Origin of the sequence: Agrobacterium sp. LAD9 (assembly GCF_003031125.1) — a bacterium.
Classification (GTDB): Bacteria; Pseudomonadota; Alphaproteobacteria; order Rhizobiales; family Rhizobiaceae; genus Agrobacterium; species Agrobacterium radiobacter.
In genome coordinates, this window is record NZ_PHGS01000025.1 from 1 (window position 1) to 16,855 (window position 16,855).

The following is a 16,855-nucleotide window of genomic DNA, read 5'->3' on the forward strand; positions in this document are numbered from 1 at the left end:
GAACGGGCCCGGATGGGCATATTACCCATGCCGATCTCGATGGGTTTTTAACCGTGCGGGGGCGGCCGGAGCGCCCCGAGCCGATAGCGCCCCACGATAGCGCCGTCGAAGAGGTGAAGCTGACGGGGCTGCGGCGCAAGATTGCCGAGAAGATGGTGCTTTCCGCCTCCCGCATTCCCCACATCACCTATGTCGAGGAAGTCGACGTGACCGATCTGGAAGATCTGCGGGCGACCATGAACGGCAACCGCCGTTCCGTGCAACCGAAACTGACGATCCTGCCGTTTCTGATGCGCGCGCTGGTGAAAGCCGTTGCCGATCATCCCGGCATGAATGCCACCTTTGATGACGAAAAAGGGGTCGTCAGCCACTATGAAGCCGTTCATATCGGCATCGCCACGCAGACGCCGTCGGGCCTGACGGTCCCGGTCGTACGCCACACGGAAACGCTCGGCCTCTGGGAATGCGCAGAGGAAGTCGCACGCGTTGCTGAAGCCGCCCGCACCGGCACGGCCCATCGGGAAGAACTGATCGGCTCCACCATCACCATCAGTTCGCTCGGAGCATTGGGCGGCGTGGTCTCGACGCCCATCATCAACCATCCCGAGGTGGCGATCATCGGCGTCAACAAGATCATGACGCGGCCGGTCTGGGATGGGATTCGCTTTGTGCCTCGCAAGATGATGAACCTGTCTTCCAGCTTCGACCACCGGGTCGTCGATGGCTGGGATGCGGCGGTCTTCATCCAGGCCCTCAAGGCGCTCTTGGAAAAGCCGGCGCTGATTTTCATCGAGTGAAGGCGACCCGTGCTCCCTCATCCCTGTGCCTGTCACAGGGATCCAGCCAGCCCAAGTCCTTGGGCTGAAAGGACTCTCCCCGCCGCGCAGGCGCGCGCAGGCTGGATTCCTGTGACGAGCACAGGAATGAGGGCGCATGCGTGTCATGACTGCATTTTTGAGCTCGCGTTTTCAACCTTCACGGAACTGTTTCGGTGTCGGTATAGGCTTGCGTTCGTCATCTTCGGGTATAGAAGAGAAGAACGAGAAGCATGTTTTCTCATCATGATCATAGTGGCGGAAGAGGGCGCTCCGGTGCCCGGCGGTCCGCCCTCCGCCGGCAACCGAACGAAGAAGGTCCTCCCATGCAAACTCCCAGACCCGTTGTCCTGACTATTCTCGATGGCTGGGGGCTGAGTGAGGATACATCCAGCAATGCGCCTGTTCTGGCGAACACGCCGACCATGGACCGGCTTTTTGCCACCTGCCCGAATGCGACGCTGACCACCTTCGGCCCGAATGTCGGCCTGCCCACCGGGCAGATGGGCAATTCTGAAGTGGGCCACACCAATATCGGCGCGGGCCGCATCGTTGCCATGGATCTCGGCCAGATCGATCTGGCGATCGAGGATGGCAGCTTTTTCCGCAATGCGGCGATGCTTGATTTCGCAGCCAGGGTAAAAGCCGCGGGCGGTGTGGCGCATCTGATGTGCGTGGTTTCCGATGGCGGCGTCCATGGCCATATCCTCCACGGCCAGGCGGCGGTGAGGTTGATGATCAGCCACGGCCTGAAGGTCGTGGTGCATGCCATCACCGATGGCCGCGATGTCGCGCCGCAATCGGCTGAAGATTTTGTGGCGGCGCTGGTAGCGAGCCTGCCGCAAGGTGCCAGCATCGGTACGGTAATCGGCCGTTATTATGCGATGGATCGCGACAATCGCTGGGAGCGCGTCGAGAAAGCCTATGACGCCATGGTTCTGGCGAAAGGCGAACACGCGCGGGATGCGGTGAGCGCCGTTGCCCAGAGCTACAAAAACAATGTCACCGACGAATTCATCCTGCCAACGGTGATCGATGGTTATGAAGGTTTCAAGGCTGGCGACGGCCTGTTCTGCCTGAATTTCCGCGCCGACCGTGCGCGTGAAATCCTGCTTGCCATTGGTGCCAATGATTTCGACGGTTTTTCGCGCGAAAAGCCCGTGCTTTCGGCGCTGCTCGGTATGGTCGAATATTCCACCCGCCACAGCCATTTCATGACGACGGCCTACCCCAAGCGCGATATCGTCAATACGCTCGGCGCCTGGGTGGCAAAACAGGGGCTCACGCAGTTTCGCCTCGCCGAGACGGAAAAATATCCGCATGTCACCTTCTTCCTGAATGGCGGCAAGGAAGAGCCGGAAGTCGGCGAAGACCGCTTCATGCCGAAATCGCCGAAGGTTGCGACCTACGACCTGCAGCCTGAGATGAGCGCGCCCGAGGTGACGGAGAAATTCGTCGAGGCGATCGGCAAGGGTTACGATCTTATCGTTACCAATTACGCCAACCCTGACATGGTCGGCCATACCGGCGATCTGCAGGCCGCAATCAAGGCCTGCGAAGCCGTGGATCGCGGACTTGGTGCCGTCGTTGCCGCGCTCGAAAAAGTGGGTGGCGCGATGCTTGTCATTGCCGACCACGGCAATTGTGAAACCATGGTCGACCCGGTGACCGGCGGCCCGCATACGGCCCACACCACTAATCCGGTGCCGGTGATCCTTTTTGGCGGGCCGGAAGGTGCAAAGCTGCATGCCGGTATTCTCGCCGATGTCGCGCCTACCTTGCTGCAACTGATGAATGTGCCGCTGCCGCCGGAAATGACGGGCAAGAGCCTGATCGACCTCTAATCAAACGAGTCGCGCGGGAGCGTTCCAGTCCCGCGCGACTGCCCGTTTCCCGCGTTCGGGACGAGCGTCTTTGCTATGGCTGTTTTGCGTAGAGACGGTCGTGGACCAGCATGCCGGCAATCATGGCGCAGACGAAAAGAACGACCGGCATCAGCCCGAGGGCGAGAGCCGATAGTGCCGGGCCGGGGCAGAAACCGGCAAGCCCCCAACCGATGCCGAAAATGGCCGAGCCTGTTATGAGCGGCCGGTCGATGCGGGTTTTTGCGGGCAGGTTGAAATCCTCAGTGAGGACGGGCCTGGCAAGACGTCGGCTGAGCAGCACACCCGGCACGGCGACCATCACAGCACCGCCGAGAACGAATATCAGGCTCGGGTCCCAATGGCCGCTTGCCACGTCGAGAAAGCCGGAAACACGGGCGGGATCGACCATGCCTGACAGCGAGAGGCCGAAGCCGAACAGCGCTCCTGCGGCCAATGCCAGGGCAACACGGGCCACGGCCGGATTTTTCATGACAGGGCTCCTGCTATCGTCGCGGCACAGATGCCTGATATCAGGAAGGTTACGGTCGCGGCGATGGAGCGCCGGGAAAATCGCGCCAGTCCCATGATGCCATGGCCGGATGTGCAGCCGGAGCCCATGCGTGTGCCAAAACCCACCAGCAGGCCGGCAATGAGGATGAGCGGCCATGGTGCAACGAGGGTGATGGCAGGCAGCCGGCCGAAGGCCACAGCATAGATATAAGGTCCGGCCAGCAAGCCGGTGACGAAGGCGAGATCGGCAAGACGCCGCTCCTTGCCGAGCATTTTGCCCATGATCCCGCTGATGCCGGCAATACGGCCGTTAAAAAGAAACAGCATAATACTGGCAAGACCGAGCAGCATGCCGCCGAAAAGAGAGGGCCAGTAGGGGCTCACAGGGTCTCCTCCTCCGGCGCGCAGAATATGGTGTAAAGGGCCTCGATCAGTTGCGCCGCTTTCGCTTCGCTCAGTTGGTAGAAGATCTGCTTGGCGTCGCGCCGGGTTTCGACCACGCCGGCTTCCCGCAGCACGCCCAGCTGCTGGGAAAGCGTCGGCTGGCGGATATCCAGCTTGACCTCCAGCTCGCCGACGGAAAATTCCCCCTGCGCCAGCGTGCAGGCGAGCATCAACCGCGCCGGGTGGGCAAGTGTTTTCAGAAGCAGCGCGACCTCGACAGCCCTCTCCTCCATGGCGGGAAGGGGAATTTCAGCAATGTGCGGGGGCTTTTCCAGCGCGTTTTCCTTTACCATGTGCTGCCCTCCAGCACGTCGAGCGGGAATTTCAGATAACGTTTGCCATTCGCTTCCGGCTCCGGCAGGCGGCCGCCGCGAATATTGACCTGCAGGGCGTGCAGAATGAGCTTTGGCATCGGCAATGTGCGATCCCGTGTTTCCCTGAGACGGATGAAGCCCTCCTCCGTCATGCCGGCCAGATGCGGATTGCTGCGCTTCTGTTCGCCGACCGTGCTTTCCCATTTCGGAGCGCGGCCACCGGGCTGATAGTCATGGCCGGTGAAAAGTCGTGTTTCGTCGGGAAGGGCGAGAATATCCTGAATAGACGCCCAGAGTTCTCTGGCGCTGCCGCCCGGAAAATCGGCGCGCGCAGTGCCTGAATCGGGCATGAAAAGCGTATCGTGCACAAAGGCGGCATCTCCCACCACATAGGTCACGGAGGCCAGCGTGTGGCCGGGTGAAAACAGCACGCGCGCTTCCAGGGAGCCGATATTGAACCTATCGCCCGCCTCGAACAGCCGGTCCCATTGCGAGCCGTCGGTTTCGAGATCCGGCCAATTATATTTCTCCTGCCAGAGCCTCTGTACGCCGGTAACTTTCTCGCCGATCGCCGTCTGTGCACCGGTCTTCTGCTTCAGGTAATGGGCGGCGGAAAAATGATCGGCATGGGGATGGGTATCGAGAATCCATTCCACCGACAGGCCCTGGCTCGCCACATAATCCAGAATGGCGTCGGCATTCATGGTTCCGGTTGCACCGGACTTCTCATCGAAATCATAGACCGGGTCGATAATGGCGCAGCGCTTGGTCGCAGGATCGGAAACGACATATTGCACGCTCCATGTGCGCGGATCGAAGAACGCCTTGACGTGTGGAACCGCCGCTTCGCGTCGCTCCAGCCAGCGGGTGGCGCCGGAAAGGTCAAAGCCGTGCGCCTTGCCGAAAGCCTCGATGTCGCCCCGCTCGATGCGTCCATCCAGCGCTTCGCCGAGAACATGAAGGGTGAGTGCGCGCGTGCCGCCCTTGCAATGGGCGAAAACGGGGCCGTCCGCTTCCGCAATTTTTTGCTGGAAGGCGCGGATATCGGCTTCGGTGATGGCAGGGCCGCTGACCGGGATGAAGCCATATTCCATGCCTGCCGCGCTGGCGGCACTTTTTTCCTGCACATTGCCTGGCTGACCGGGCTCTTCACCATCAGGCCGGGCATTGATGATGCTTTTATAGCCTTGGGCGGAGAGCGATTGGAAATCGGCGATCATCGGCTGGCCCGCAACGGTCAGACGCTCGTTGATCTTCACGGCATTCATCGGCATCTCCTGTTGTAATAAATTAATATATATTATTATATAATGTATATTGTTTGTTTGCAAGAGGCGAAAAGCGTCTTCGTTCCGGATATCTCCCGCTGGATTTCAAGAGAGATTCGGGAGGAAACCCTAGAGACGGGATCTCTTCGTTTTGTGACGGATGAGCGGAGATTGCCTGTATTCGGCATGCAAAAACATGCCTTGTGCCTGAAAAGCATTCAGGCACAAGGCATTTCCCCGGAAGCCAGCTCGAACTTCGGCTCGTTTCAGACGGCGAGCCTGCGGCGTGTCGCCTTCCAGCCGAGACAGATGGCTGCAACGAGCAGAACCGTCTGGGCGACTACAAAGGGCGGTTCATTGCCATTCGGTGCCAGGTTGTTGAGTGTTTCGACCTTGAGAAAGGCCTGAACGATCAACACAAACATATTGAGATAAAGGCTGATCGTGGCGGTGATCGTATAAATAATGCGCGCCCTGCCATTCAGACCGTATCCGTAAAGCGCAACCAGTGCGATTGCCAGGACGAGGGTCGAGATGATGCCGACGCCGAGTGCCGGTGTGAAATTTCCGATTGGAAACAGAAAGCCAGTGAGTGTGGTGGCGAGCGTGGTGACGAGGAAAAGCGCCATCATGCGCGGCATCCACCGCCCCGCCGCATAAGCGGGCAGGGCGATCAGTCCGGTTACGATACCAATGAGGCTCAGGGCAACGTGCAATGTCGTGAATTGGGGAATGGTCAGTCCGAGGATCATGATGCGTGTCCCTCTATTTGGTTTGAGTTGCACGATACCGGCTGGCGGCAAGTGCATGCGACAGATTGGGCCTCAATGCCGCGCGGGCTGCAAGGAAATTTTCGAAATCGGCCGCATCCGGCAGCGAAGGAATGGTCAGGGTCTCGCCAAGATCGAGACCGGCAAGGGCCGCATCCACCATCTCGTAAACATCCATGACCATGGCGGCCGGAATGGCCTCGAGCCGCTCCTCTTCCCAGATCGCCGTGCGGGTAATGCCCGGCAGGACACCCTGAACCCGCACGCCGGACGGGGAAAGCTGCGCCTGCAACGCTTCGGTGAAGGCGAGCACAAAGGCCTTGGTTGCCGGATAGACGGCGGTAAATGCCGCCGGCATCAGGGCCGTTACCGATGTGATGTTGATGATCGTGCCTTTGCCATCGGCGGCAAGCCGCGGTGCGATCGCCGCTGCAAGCCGGGTGACGGCAAGGATATTGAGGTTGATCATCGTCGTGACATAGGCCGGGTCAAGCGCCGTGATCGCGCCTTCACCGGCAATACCGGCATTGTTGACGAGGCCTGTGATCCGCCGGTCGTCGCGCAGTCGCGCCTCGACCTTTTCGAGGTCTTCCGCCCTTGAAAGATCGGCGGAGAGAACCTCGACGGCGATATGGTGATCCTTCTCCAGCTGGGTTGCCAGTGCCTTCAGCTTTTCAGCACGCCGCGCCACGAGGATAAGATCGTGGCCGCGTTTTGCCAGACGTTCGGCATAAACCGCGCCGATGCCGTCGGACGCGCCGGTGATGAGAAATGTATTCTGTGTCATGTCCCGTGTCTCCTGTGTCCGGTTGTTTCAGGCGTTGATGAAGGCGAGGAGGTCGGCGTTGAAGCGGTCCTGATGGGTCTGCGTCAGGCCATGGTCGGCGCCCTCGTAGATTTTGAGGACCGCGTGTTTGACGATCTTGACCGTGGAGAGCGCCGAAGCGCCGACCGGCACGATCTGGTCGTCATCACCGTGCAAAACCAGCGTGGGTTTGTCGAAGGCCTTCAGATCCTGGTGGAAATCGCTTTCCGAGAAAGCGCGAATGCTGTCGAGCTGACCCTTGAGCCCGCCCATCATGCCCTGACGCCAGAATTCGTCGCGGATGCCTTGCGAAATCACGGCGCCTTCGCGGTTGTAACCGTAGAAGGGAATGGTCAAATCCTTGAAGAACTGGCTGCGATTGTCGTAGGTGCCCTTGCGGATGCCGTCGAAAACATCGATCGGCAGGCCGATGACATTGCTTTCCGTCTTCAGCATCAGCGGCGGCACCGCGCCGATGAGGGCGATCTTGGCGACGCGGGCCGTACCATGACGGCCGATATAGCGGGTCACTTCGCCACCGCCGGTGGAGTGGCCGACCAGAATGATGTCGTGAAGATCGAGTTGTTCGATCAGTTCGGCCAGATCGTCGGCATATTGATCCATGTTATTGTTATGCCAGACCTGGTCGGAGCGGCCGTGGCTGCGGCGGTCGTGGGCGATGGTGCGGAAACCGTTGTTGGCGAAGAACACCATCTGCGCATCCCATGTATCGGCGCTGAGCGGCCAGCCGTGGGAGAAGATGATGGGCTGGCCGTCTTTCGGACCCCAGTCCTTGTAGAAGATGTGCGTTCCGTCTCTGGTGGTGATCGTTGTCATGGCTCTCTCTCCTGTTGCAGGGAGCTTGCTTGCGTCCCGTGGGAATAGAGATACTCTGGAGGCAGCCGGGGCTGGATTGGCGCTTCTGACAGAAAGCGAGCCGAAACCGACAAAATGGGGGTGTGGGCGCATGGCGGGTGTAACGGGAAGCGCGCTGGAAGTCGGTCTGGTCCTCTATCGGGACTGTCAGATGGCCATGGTACATGGCATCACCGATCTTTTTGCCATCGCATCGGTATTTTCACAGGATCGCGGCGGGCCGAAATTGCGGGTCAGCCACTGGAGCATGGGCGAGGGCGGTGAATTTTCCCGCTGTCACGACACTCATTCCGGGCAGTCAGGACATCCCGACATTTTCGTTGTACCCGGCCGGTTGACGGGGCCCGCTGAGATCGAGGAAGCCGAGCCTTATGCCCGCTGGCTGCTGGATCGGCATGCTCAGGGGGCGACGCTCGCCGCCAGTTGCGGCGGCTCCTTCATGATTGCGGCCACGGGCCTCCTGTCTGGTCGCCCGGCCACCACCCACTGGCTGTTTGCCGAGCGTTTCCGCGAGCGTTTTCCCGATATCCGGCTGGAGATAGACAAGATCGTCATAGAGGATGGCGATATCATCACGGCTGGCGGGCTGATGGCATGGACCGATCTTGGCCTGCGCATCGTCGACCGGCTGCTCGGACCTTCGGTGATGATCGAGACCGGCAAGTTCCTGCTGATCGACCCCTCGGGGCGTGAACAACGCCATTATAGCAGTTTCGCCCCAAGGCTGACGCATGGCGACGAGCCGATTCTGAAGGTGCAGCACTGGCTGCAGGCCCGTGCCGGGCGGGCGACGAGCGTTACCGACATGGCCGGCCATGCCGGGCTGGAGGAGCGGACCTTCCTGCGCCGCTTCAAGGCGGCGACAGGCATGAAGCCGATTGAATATGTCCAGCATCTGCGGGTCGGCAAGGCGCGGGAATTGCTGGAATTCACCCGCCGTTCGGTCGATCAGATCGCATGGTCGGTGGGTTATGAGGATGCCGCCGCCTTCCGCCGGGTGTTCCACCGCATTCTCGGCCTCTCACCGGGTGAATATAGAAGCCGCTTTTCCAGCAGTTCGGCCATGGCTGCGGCGTGAGGCGGCAACAGTCGCGGTGGTGCGGAGGTCCGGCCCTTGCAATGTGGCGGGTGTTTGCTAACATGCCAGACAAGTTTAAAACAGGTGGGCCGGAATGGACGTTGAGAGCAGCACGAAGCAGGGGGTATCGCTCGCGGCGAAAATCAGTTCGGCATTGCGGCGGGATCTGGCGGAAGGCGTTTTCCGCCCCGGTGATCGTCTTCCGAGCGAAAGCGCCCTGACGCGGGAATATTCCGTCAGCCGCACGGTGGTGCGCGAAGCCATCGCCATTCTGCGCGCCGATGGTCTCGTTGAAGCCCGCAAGGGCGCAGGCGTTTTTGCCGTCGAAGTAAAGCCGGCCAAGGAACTGCCTTTTAACGATCTGGCCGTGGGGCGAATTTCCTCGGTGATCGAATTGCTGGAATTACGCACCGTTTTCGAGGTCGAATCCGCCGGGCTCGCGGCATCGCGCCGTTCCGCCGTGCAGGTGGAGGCGATTGTGGATGCGCACCGGCGCGTCGGCGACTGTCTCGCCGCCGGTTTGCCGACGCGGGATGCTGATTTCGAGTTCCATCTGGCAATTGCGCAGGCGACGCAGAACAGGCGGTTTCCCGAGTTTCTTCAGCTCATTCGCTCCGGCATCATTCCCCGCGGCGAATTGCAGGGGGCAGAGCCCGGGTCGCGTCCGAAGGACTACAACCTGCATCTCCAGGAGGAGCATGCGAGGATTGTCGATGCCATCATCGAAGGTGATGCCGATGCCGCCCGTCAACATATGGCGGCGCATCTGCGCGGCAGTCTTGAGCGCTACAAGGTGCTTCTGCGCTCACGCACTGCCGCTGAATGAGCCGGAAATGAGCGAGAGGTCAATGGGTTACGCAGTCGCCCGCCGATAGAAGGCCAGGGCGGCGGCAAGCGTCAGAAGCGCGCCGCCGCAAATCCGGTCGAGCCACAGGGCTCCGGATTTCCGCAACAGCCGGACGGCCTGCGAGCCGAGCAGGGCGTATCCGAACATCATGATGAAATCGATGCCGGCGAAGATCAGCGCAAGCGCCGCATATTGCTGGATCTGCGGCGCGGCGGGATCGATGAATTGCGGCAGGAAAGCGGAAAAGAACAGATATCCCTTGGGGTTGGTGACCGCCACGAGAAAGCTCTTGAGGAAAATCGAGCGGGTGGAAGCGACCCCGTTGGCCTCTGCGGATTGAAGAGCACCATCGAGCGTGCCTCTTGAGCGCAAAAGCATGATGCCGAGGAAGGCTAGATAACAGACGCCCACCCATTTGACGACGCTGAACCAGAATTCGGAGGCGGCGAGCAAGGCACCCAATCCTAGTGCTACTGCGCCGATCAGGACGAAATCCGAGAGGACAGCGCCAGCCATGCCGATCATGGCGCGGCGTACTCCGAATCTTGAACCATTTGCAAGCGCGAGCAAGACGGTAGGGCCGGGCGTGGCAATGCCGATGAAGGCGACCACGGCAAATGCCAGAAGTGTCACGTCAGCCATATTTTCCTCCCCCTGTCGGCACGGATGTCATCGGTGCCGCCGCCCAGCTAGCCTCCGCGCATTCCGCGAAGTCGGAGAATACAGGCTTTTACGGGTGCCGCAACACAAGTGCTTTTTCCCAAAGCAACACGAAAGCCGGATGATTTCAGCATGAGATTCCTCCTCGGGGCACGCCTTTCAGAGCCCTGAGCGATGCGGATTTCACAGTCACGCGCTTGACAGCTCTCAACACCTGTGACAACTTGCGAATAGTTGTCAGACAGGATTGCGCCTTGGTCACTTGCGCAGTCGATCTCTGGCAAGGGAGGAATCATGTCAAAAAGACGCCTTTCGCTTTATGGCCTGTCCGGCCAGATCGGAAGTATTGCCGTTACGCTGCTTGGATTGCTGCTGCTGACCTTTTTTATCGGTCGCCTGATGCCGGCCGATCCGGTGCGGGCCATCGTTGGCGAGGATGCGACGCGCGAAACCTATGAACAGGTCTATCATGCGCTCGGTTTCGACCGTCCGCTGTGGCAGCAGTTCATCTATTATCTCGGCGATGTCTTCACCGGCGATTTTGGAACCTCGATCCGCACCGGTCGTCCGGTCATCGAGGATATCATCAGGGTCATGCCGGCGACGATGGAGCTTGCGACCTTTGCGATCCTGATCGGTGCCGGCCTTGGCATTCCCATGGGTGTTTATGCCGCGGTCAATAAAGACCGCTGGCAGGATCATCTGGTACGTGTGCTCAGCCTGTTCGGCCATTCCATGCCGATCTTCTGGACCGGCATGATCGCGCTGATCGTTTTTTACGCCCATCTCGGCCTTGTCGGCGGCGGTGGCCGCATGGACCAGTTCTATATCGGACTGGTTGAGGAGCGGACGGGCTTTCTGCTGATAGACAGCCTGCTTGCGGGCGATATGGAGGTTTTCTGGTCGGCCATCAACCACCTGATCCTTCCCGCCGCTTTGCTCGGTTATTCCTCCTCGGCCTATATCACCCGCATGACGCGCAGCTTCATGCTGGACCAGCTGGGCCAGGAATATGTGACGACAGCGCGCGTCAAAGGCCTGTCGCAGCGGCAGACGGTGTGGCTGCATGCCTTTGGCAATATCCGGGTGCAGCTCGTCACCATCATCGCCCTTGCCTATGGTTCGCTGCTGGAAGGCGCGGTTCTCATTGAAACCGTCTTCGCATGGCCGGGTTTCGGGCAATATCTCACCAGCAATCTTATCATCGGCGACATGAATGCCGTGATGACCTGCGTGCTTATCGTCGGCGTCATCTTCATCGGGCTCAATCTCCTGTCCGACATTCTCTACCGCTTTTTCGATCCGAGGACCCGCTGATGACGGCCCGTGCAGAAACTTCCTCTCGCCTTCCCGTCCCCTTGAACGCGCTGAAGAACATCGTTGTTTTCCTGCTGAAAAGCCCGACATCGGCTTTCGGCCTGGCCGTCCTGCTGCTTCTCGTCATCGCCGCTGTTTTCGCGCCCTGGCTTGCGACGCATGACCCCTACGCGCAGGATCTCGCCAATACGCTGCAGGCGCCCGGCAACGGCCATGTCTTTGGCACGGATGAGCTGGGGCGCGATATCTATAGCCGCCTTCTCTGGGGCGCGCGCATCACGCTCACCATCATCTCGCTGGTGTCGATCATTGTTGGTCCCGTCGGCCTTCTGGTCGGCACGGCCTCCGGTTATCTCGGCGGCAAATTCGACACGGTGATGATGCGCATCACGGATATCTTCCTGTCGTTCCCGAGCCTCATCCTGTCGCTCGCCTTCGTCGCAGCGCTCGGGCCGAGCCTCAACAACGCGATCATTGCCATCGCGCTCACCTCATGGCCGCCGATTGCGCGCCTTGCGCGCGCCGAGGCCATGACCTTCCGCAAGGCGGATTATATCGCCGCCGCGCGGCTTCAGGGCGCGTCGCCGCTGCGTATCATCGTTAAATCGATCATGCCCATGTGTCTGCCCTCGGTCCTCATCCGCCTGACGCTGAACATGGCGACCGTCATTCTCACCGCCGCCGGCCTCGGCTTTCTCGGTCTCGGTGCGCAGCCGCCGCTGCCGGAATGGGGGGCGATGATCGCCACCGGCCGCCGTTACATGCTGGATAGCTGGTGGCTGGTGACCTTCCCCGGCGTTGCGATCCTGTCCGTCAGCCTCGCCTTCAACCTTCTGGGAGACGGCCTGCGGGATGCGCTCGACCCGAAGCAGATGAACCGGAGATAGGTCATGGAAAAACCAATTCTTGACGTCGAAAATCTCCGTATCCGTTATGGCGGCTCACCCACCGAGGCGGTGCGGGGCATTTCCTTCACCCTTGGCCGGGAACGGCTCGGCATCGTCGGCGAAAGCGGCTCGGGCAAGTCCACCGTCGGCCGGGCCTTGCTGCGTCTTTTGCCATCGGCGACGATCACCGCCGACAGGCTGCATTTCGATGGCCTCGATCTTCTCTCGCTCGATGAGAAAGAGATGCTGAAGGTTCGCGGCCGGCGCATGTCGATGATCCTTCAGGATCCGAAATTCTCTCTCAATCCCATCCGTCGGGTCGGCGATCAGGTAACGGAAACCTATCTGCGCCACTTCAAGGCTTCGAAACAGGAGGCCCGGGAAAAGGCGCTTGCCATGCTCGATGCAGTGAAAATCCGCGATGCCGCCCGCGTTTACGAGCAATATCCGCATGAAATCTCCGGCGGCATGGGCCAGCGCGTCATGATCGCCATGATGCTGCTTGCCGATCCCGATCTCGTCATTGCCGATGAGCCGACGTCGGCGCTTGACGTGACGGTGCGGCTGCAGGTGCTGAATATTCTCGACGGTCTCGTGCGCGATCGCGGCATCGGCCTCATCATGATCAGTCACGACCTCAATCTCGTGCGCAATTTCTGCGACCGGGTGCTCATCATGTATTCCGGCCGTGTGGTGGAAACGCTGGCCGCGCGCGATCTCGATCAGGCGCAGCATCCCTATACGCGCGGCCTGCTGGCGGCGCAGCCGCGCATTGGCGGCACGCGTGCGCCGCTTGCGGTGCTGGATCGCCGTCCCGAATGGCTGGAGGAGAACGTATAATGGCCGTTTCCGTCGAAACCCGCGATCTCTCCATCACTTTCGGCAGCGGCCAAACGGCGCTGAAAGTGCTGCCTTCCGTATCCTTCCGCGTCGAGCCGGGCGAGTGCTTCGGGCTGGTCGGCGAAAGCGGTTCGGGCAAATCCACCGTGCTTCGCTGCGTCTCCATGCTCAACGATTTCTGGACCGGCGATATCCTTATCGACGGCAGATCGGTGCGCGACATGCCGCTGATCGAGCGGTGCCGCATGCTGCAGATGGTGTTTCAGGACCCCTATGGTTCCCTGCATCCCCGCCAGTCGGTGCGCACCGTGCTTTCGGAATCGCTTGCGATCCACAAGCTTGGCGACCGCGAAGAGCGCATGCGCAAGGTCATCACCGATGTCGGCCTGCCTGTATCGTTTCTGGATCGTTTCCCGCACCAGCTTTCCGGCGGCCAGCGGCAGCGCGTGGCGATTGCGCGGGCGCTGATTCTCGAGCCGTCGCTGCTTCTGCTCGATGAGCCGACCTCGGCGCTCGATGTCTCGGTGCAGGCCGAAATCCTCAACCTGCTGCAGCGGCTGCGCGAAGAGCGCGGCTTCACCTATATCATGGTGACCCATGACCTCGCCGTCGTCGATCATATGTGCGACCGGTTCGCCGTGATGTTGCGCGGTGAAATCACTGAAATCCTGCCGCGCGAGGCCATCGCCGGCAATGGCGCGACACATCCCTATGCGCGCGAACTGATCGGCGCCTCACTGGAATATGAAGGCGCGTGATGGCTTCTAAAGCGTGATCGTCCTCCTCCGGGGCGTCACGAATAATAAAATCCTCCTTCCTTGCTCGGCCTGAGTGCCGGGCAATTTTTTTCCCGAGTGGCTTCGTTTGGACAAGGTAGAGAGCGGAAAAGGCAGGCGGTGACTGCACCTTGGGGTGCTTACAAAGGAGAACTTCTCTTCCGTCATGCCGGTCCCCGGAATAAACCCAAGGATGATCCGGCATCCAGCCACGGCGCGTCTGCGCCGTGAACAGACTCTTTCGCGATCAAGGACTTGATCGCACTAGACCCCGGATCAAGTCCGGGATGACGGAGTGCGGATGTCCCGATTTCATCGAACGCATCGGCTCTGCCAGGTCTTATTACCAGCAAAAAGACGCGGGGTTAGCCGCGCCTTGGGGTTGTAAAACGAAACTTCTCCGCCGTTATCTTCGCGTCCCTCGGCCGTCATCCTCGGGTCGAGCCCGAGGATGACGGCGAGCGGGGATGCCTTACCGCTCCTTGCTCACCTCTTCAAACCGCGAAAGCCAGGGGCTGACGATCATGCCCTTGATGTCGCTGCGGAAGGCGGCGGTGTCGATGACTTCGGAGAAGGGCTGGATCGACATGACAGTCTCGTCCATATAGCCCTGCAGGTCCTCATAAAGCTTCGTCTGTTTTGCCACATCGCGCTCGACCAGCGCTTCCTCGATCATCTTGTTCAGTTTCTCATCGAAGAAACTGGTGCGCCAGCTCTGGTAATTGGTGAGCTTGGCATCGTCGGCATTGTTGGGGTTATAGGCGATCGAGCGCAGGTTGTTGTCCGGATGCGGCTGCTGGCCGCCGCCGCCGCGCCCGAGCAGCAGTTCGAAATTCCGTTCGCGCATTGCACCGTAAATCTGGTCGCCCGAGCCGCTGATCAATTCAGCCTGAATGCCAGCCTGGGCCAGCGTGTTCTGGATCGCCGTTGCCGCCTTCATGAAGGGGTCTTCTGAAAGCACGCGCAGCGTGGTCTTGAAACCATTGGGATAACCGGCCTCGGCCAGAAGCGTCTTGGCTTTTCCGATGTCGAGCTTGTAGCCCTGATCGGGCAGCGCGCCCATCACGCCGGTGCTGAGAGAACGCTGATGCAGCTTGCCGTAATAGGGCATGACCGCCTTGTCGAGACCGTCGTAATCGATCAGGTAACGCAGGGCCTCGCGCACTTTCCTGTTCGCGAACCTCTCATCCTTCATCGAAACGCTGAGGTAATAAAAACCGGAGCCGGGTGTGGATTCGATGGTGACGGCCTTGTCGGCCTCAAGCGATTTCAGGTCCGGGGCCTGCAGGGAATAGGCAACGTCGATATCGCCTTTTTCCAGCATCAACCGCTGCGACTGCGATTCCGGCAGATGGCGCATCAGGATGCGTTTCATCCTGGCCTTCTCACCCCAATAATCATCGTTGCGCGTGAGGATGATATATTCGTTGGATTTCCACTGGGTGAGCTTGAAGGGACCGGAACCGGCGGAATTCAGCGTCAGCCAAGCGCCGCCCAGATCGCCGTCCTTTTCATTCTCAAGCGCTGTCTGGCTGTCGATGATCGAGCCGGGGCCGTTCTGTGCAAGGATCATCAGGAGCAGGTTGGGATCATCCGGCTTTGGAATATTCAGCACGAAGGTCTGGTCGTTTTCAGCGACGAAGAGCTTGTCGGCCTCTTCCAGCTTGAAGCCGCGGGTCTTCAAGAAGGACGATTGCGCCAGGTTGCGGGCGAGCAGCCGCTTCAGGCTCCAGGCCACGTCTTTTGCCGTCACCGCATTGCCGGAGGCGAATTTGGCATCGCCGCGCAGATGGAAACGGATCGATTTCCGGTCTTCGGCAATTTCCCAGCGTTCGGCAAGACGTGGCTGGACGCTGCGATCTTTCGGTGAAAGCACGACCAGCGTGTCATAAACGTTGTTCAGAACCTGCACGGTCTCGCGGCCGGTAATGGCGGCGGGATCGAGGGTCAGAATATTGCTCATGGTCGTGGCGACAATGAGCTGGTCCTTCGGCGTTTCGGCAAAGGTGCTGAGCGGCATCGCGCCGATCAGCAAGGCGCCAAGCGCTGCGGTTGCAAGAAAATGTTTCATTTTTCCTCCCAATACGGCCGGTTCATACGGCCTTTCCACGTTTTGATCCACGCGCCTGGTTCCTCCACAGGCTTCGCATGATCAGCCAAGAATCTCTCTCACCGGGGCTGCGAGCGCCCGGCCGATTGCGGCTGTTGCCGGCGCATCCAGATGCACGCCATCCACCGATGAAGCGCTGGCGACCGATCCGGCATCGAAGAAGGCGTGCCCCAGTTCGGCGGCGAGTTTGCGGTAAAGCGGCGCAAGCCGCAGCGATTGCGTGATATCCCGCCCGCCCGCCGGCTCTTCGCCCGGACCTGCAACGCAGGGCGGCGGGGCGACGATCAGCAGTTTCGGCACTGCCTCGCGTGGTTTGTAGATGAAGGTCTCGACGATCTGCGCCAGTCGCCGCATGCCGGAAACCGCCGCTTCCGCCCGCCCGCCATGCACCGGCTTGATGTCGTTGGTGCCGAGCATGATGATGACGAGATCGAGCGGCATATGGCAGGAAAGCGCGACTTCAAGCGCCCGTGCGCCATTGCGGCAGGCGGGGCCGGTATGGTCGTCATAACAGGTGGTGCGCCCGCCAAGGCCCTCGGGGTGAACCTTCGCCTTTCCGGAAAGCTCGGCCTCCAGCACCTCCGGCCAGCGATGTTCAGGCCGGTGGCGGAGACCCGTTGCCGGGTCTGCGCCCCAGGTGAGGCTGTCTCCGAAGGCGAGCACGGTTTTCATC

The 16,855-nt window shown here is 60.4% G+C and carries 18 protein-coding genes; 8 read left to right on the forward strand and 10 right to left on the reverse strand.

The genetic code is table 11. The annotated features are described in order from the left end of the window. Both DA915_RS21555 and gpmI read left to right on the forward strand, forming a co-directional pair. On the forward strand, positions 1-797 hold a 797-nt coding region (locus DA915_RS21555), incomplete at its 5' end, for a dihydrolipoamide acetyltransferase family protein (RefSeq protein ID WP_192886630.1). A gap of 344 nt (positions 798-1,141) precedes the next feature. Then, positions 1,142-2,659: a 2,3-bisphosphoglycerate-independent phosphoglycerate mutase gene (gene gpmI, locus DA915_RS21565; protein ID WP_107677267.1), complete on the forward strand. Its 1,518-nt coding sequence runs from the start codon at positions 1,142-1,144 to the stop codon at positions 2,657-2,659. A gap of 73 nt (positions 2,660-2,732) precedes the next feature. Here gpmI and DA915_RS21570 read toward each other — a convergent pair whose 3' ends face one another. The 7 genes from DA915_RS21570 to DA915_RS21600 all read right to left on the reverse strand — a co-directional run bounded on the left by DA915_RS21570 (position 2,733) and on the right by DA915_RS21600 (position 7,628). Further along, positions 2,733-3,170 (reverse strand): YeeE/YedE family protein, encoded by a 438-nt coding sequence (locus tag DA915_RS21570; RefSeq protein ID WP_003506977.1) that lies wholly within the window; start codon positions 3,168-3,170, stop codon positions 2,733-2,735. Further along, positions 3,167-3,574, reverse strand: a complete 408-nt coding sequence (locus DA915_RS21575; RefSeq protein WP_003506975.1) for a YeeE/YedE family protein — start codon at positions 3,572-3,574, stop codon at positions 3,167-3,169. The genes DA915_RS21570 and DA915_RS21575 overlap by 4 nt, the downstream gene beginning before the upstream one ends. Continuing rightward, positions 3,571-3,927, reverse strand: coding sequence for a sulfite-sensing transcriptional repressor BigR (gene bigR / locus DA915_RS21580; RefSeq protein ID WP_107677268.1), 357 nt, complete (start codon positions 3,925-3,927; stop codon positions 3,571-3,573). The genes DA915_RS21575 and bigR overlap by 4 nt, the downstream gene beginning before the upstream one ends. Further along, a complete protein-coding gene (gene blh, locus DA915_RS21585; RefSeq protein WP_107677269.1) occupies positions 3,921-5,216 on the reverse strand; it encodes a bifunctional sulfur transferase/dioxygenase Blh in 1,296 nt (431 codons plus the stop codon). Before blh ends, bigR begins: the two co-directional genes overlap by 7 nt. 266 nt (positions 5,217-5,482) lie before the next feature. Beyond that, positions 5,483-5,968: a hypothetical protein gene (locus DA915_RS21590; RefSeq protein WP_003506968.1), complete on the reverse strand. Its 486-nt coding sequence runs from the start codon at positions 5,966-5,968 to the stop codon at positions 5,483-5,485. A 13-nt stretch (positions 5,969-5,981) separates the two neighbouring features. Further along, positions 5,982-6,773: an SDR family oxidoreductase gene (locus tag DA915_RS21595; protein WP_107677270.1), complete on the reverse strand. Its 792-nt coding sequence runs from the start codon at positions 6,771-6,773 to the stop codon at positions 5,982-5,984. 27 nt (positions 6,774-6,800) lie between these two features. Continuing rightward, positions 6,801-7,628 carry an alpha/beta fold hydrolase gene (locus DA915_RS21600; RefSeq protein WP_003506964.1) on the reverse strand — a complete coding sequence of 276 codons (828 nt, stop codon included), beginning with the start codon at positions 7,626-7,628 and terminating at the stop codon, positions 6,801-6,803. Between the two features lie 130 nt (positions 7,629-7,758). On the opposite strand from DA915_RS21600, the gene DA915_RS21605 reads away from it, so the two are divergent. Next, positions 7,759-8,745 carry a GlxA family transcriptional regulator gene (locus DA915_RS21605; RefSeq protein ID WP_020812022.1) on the forward strand — a complete coding sequence of 329 codons (987 nt, stop codon included), beginning with the start codon at positions 7,759-7,761 and terminating at the stop codon, positions 8,743-8,745. Between the two features lie 94 nt (positions 8,746-8,839). Next, positions 8,840-9,571, forward strand: coding sequence for a FadR/GntR family transcriptional regulator (locus tag DA915_RS21610; RefSeq protein WP_107677271.1), 732 nt, complete (start codon positions 8,840-8,842; stop codon positions 9,569-9,571). A 27-nt stretch (positions 9,572-9,598) separates the two neighbouring features. Here DA915_RS21610 and DA915_RS21615 read toward each other — a convergent pair whose 3' ends face one another. Continuing rightward, positions 9,599-10,234 (reverse strand): LysE family translocator, encoded by a 636-nt coding sequence (locus DA915_RS21615; protein ID WP_107677272.1) that lies wholly within the window; start codon positions 10,232-10,234, stop codon positions 9,599-9,601. A 312-nt stretch (positions 10,235-10,546) separates the two neighbouring features. Between DA915_RS21615 and DA915_RS21620 the strand changes: the two genes are divergently transcribed. From DA915_RS21620 to DA915_RS21635, 4 genes are read left to right on the forward strand one after another with little or no spacing between them, the layout of a single operon-like run. After that, complete coding sequence (locus tag DA915_RS21620; RefSeq protein WP_006315059.1) at positions 10,547-11,569, forward strand: ABC transporter permease; 1,023 nt, start codon at positions 10,547-10,549, stop codon at positions 11,567-11,569. Next, entirely contained in the window at positions 11,569-12,456 is an 888-nt protein-coding gene (locus tag DA915_RS21625; protein WP_003506957.1) for an ABC transporter permease, read from the forward strand. The genes DA915_RS21620 and DA915_RS21625 overlap by 1 nt, the downstream gene beginning before the upstream one ends. Before the next feature lie 3 nt (positions 12,457-12,459). Further along, positions 12,460-13,296: an ABC transporter ATP-binding protein gene (locus tag DA915_RS21630; RefSeq protein ID WP_107677273.1), complete on the forward strand. Its 837-nt coding sequence runs from the start codon at positions 12,460-12,462 to the stop codon at positions 13,294-13,296. Beyond that, on the forward strand, positions 13,296-14,054 hold the full coding sequence (locus DA915_RS21635; protein ID WP_107677274.1) for an ABC transporter ATP-binding protein: 759 nt from the start codon (positions 13,296-13,298) through the stop codon (positions 14,052-14,054). Before DA915_RS21630 ends, DA915_RS21635 begins: the two co-directional genes overlap by 1 nt. A gap of 490 nt (positions 14,055-14,544) precedes the next feature. On the opposite strand, the gene DA915_RS21640 is transcribed toward DA915_RS21635, so the two are convergent. Both DA915_RS21640 and DA915_RS21645 read right to left on the reverse strand, forming a co-directional pair. After that, complete coding sequence (locus tag DA915_RS21640) at positions 14,545-16,143, reverse strand: ABC transporter substrate-binding protein (protein ID WP_107677275.1); 1,599 nt, start codon at positions 16,141-16,143, stop codon at positions 14,545-14,547. 81 nt (positions 16,144-16,224) lie between these two features. Next, positions 16,225-16,854: an SGNH/GDSL hydrolase family protein gene (locus DA915_RS21645; RefSeq protein WP_107677276.1), complete on the reverse strand. Its 630-nt coding sequence runs from the start codon at positions 16,852-16,854 to the stop codon at positions 16,225-16,227. Position 16,855: the final 1 nt, after the last annotated feature.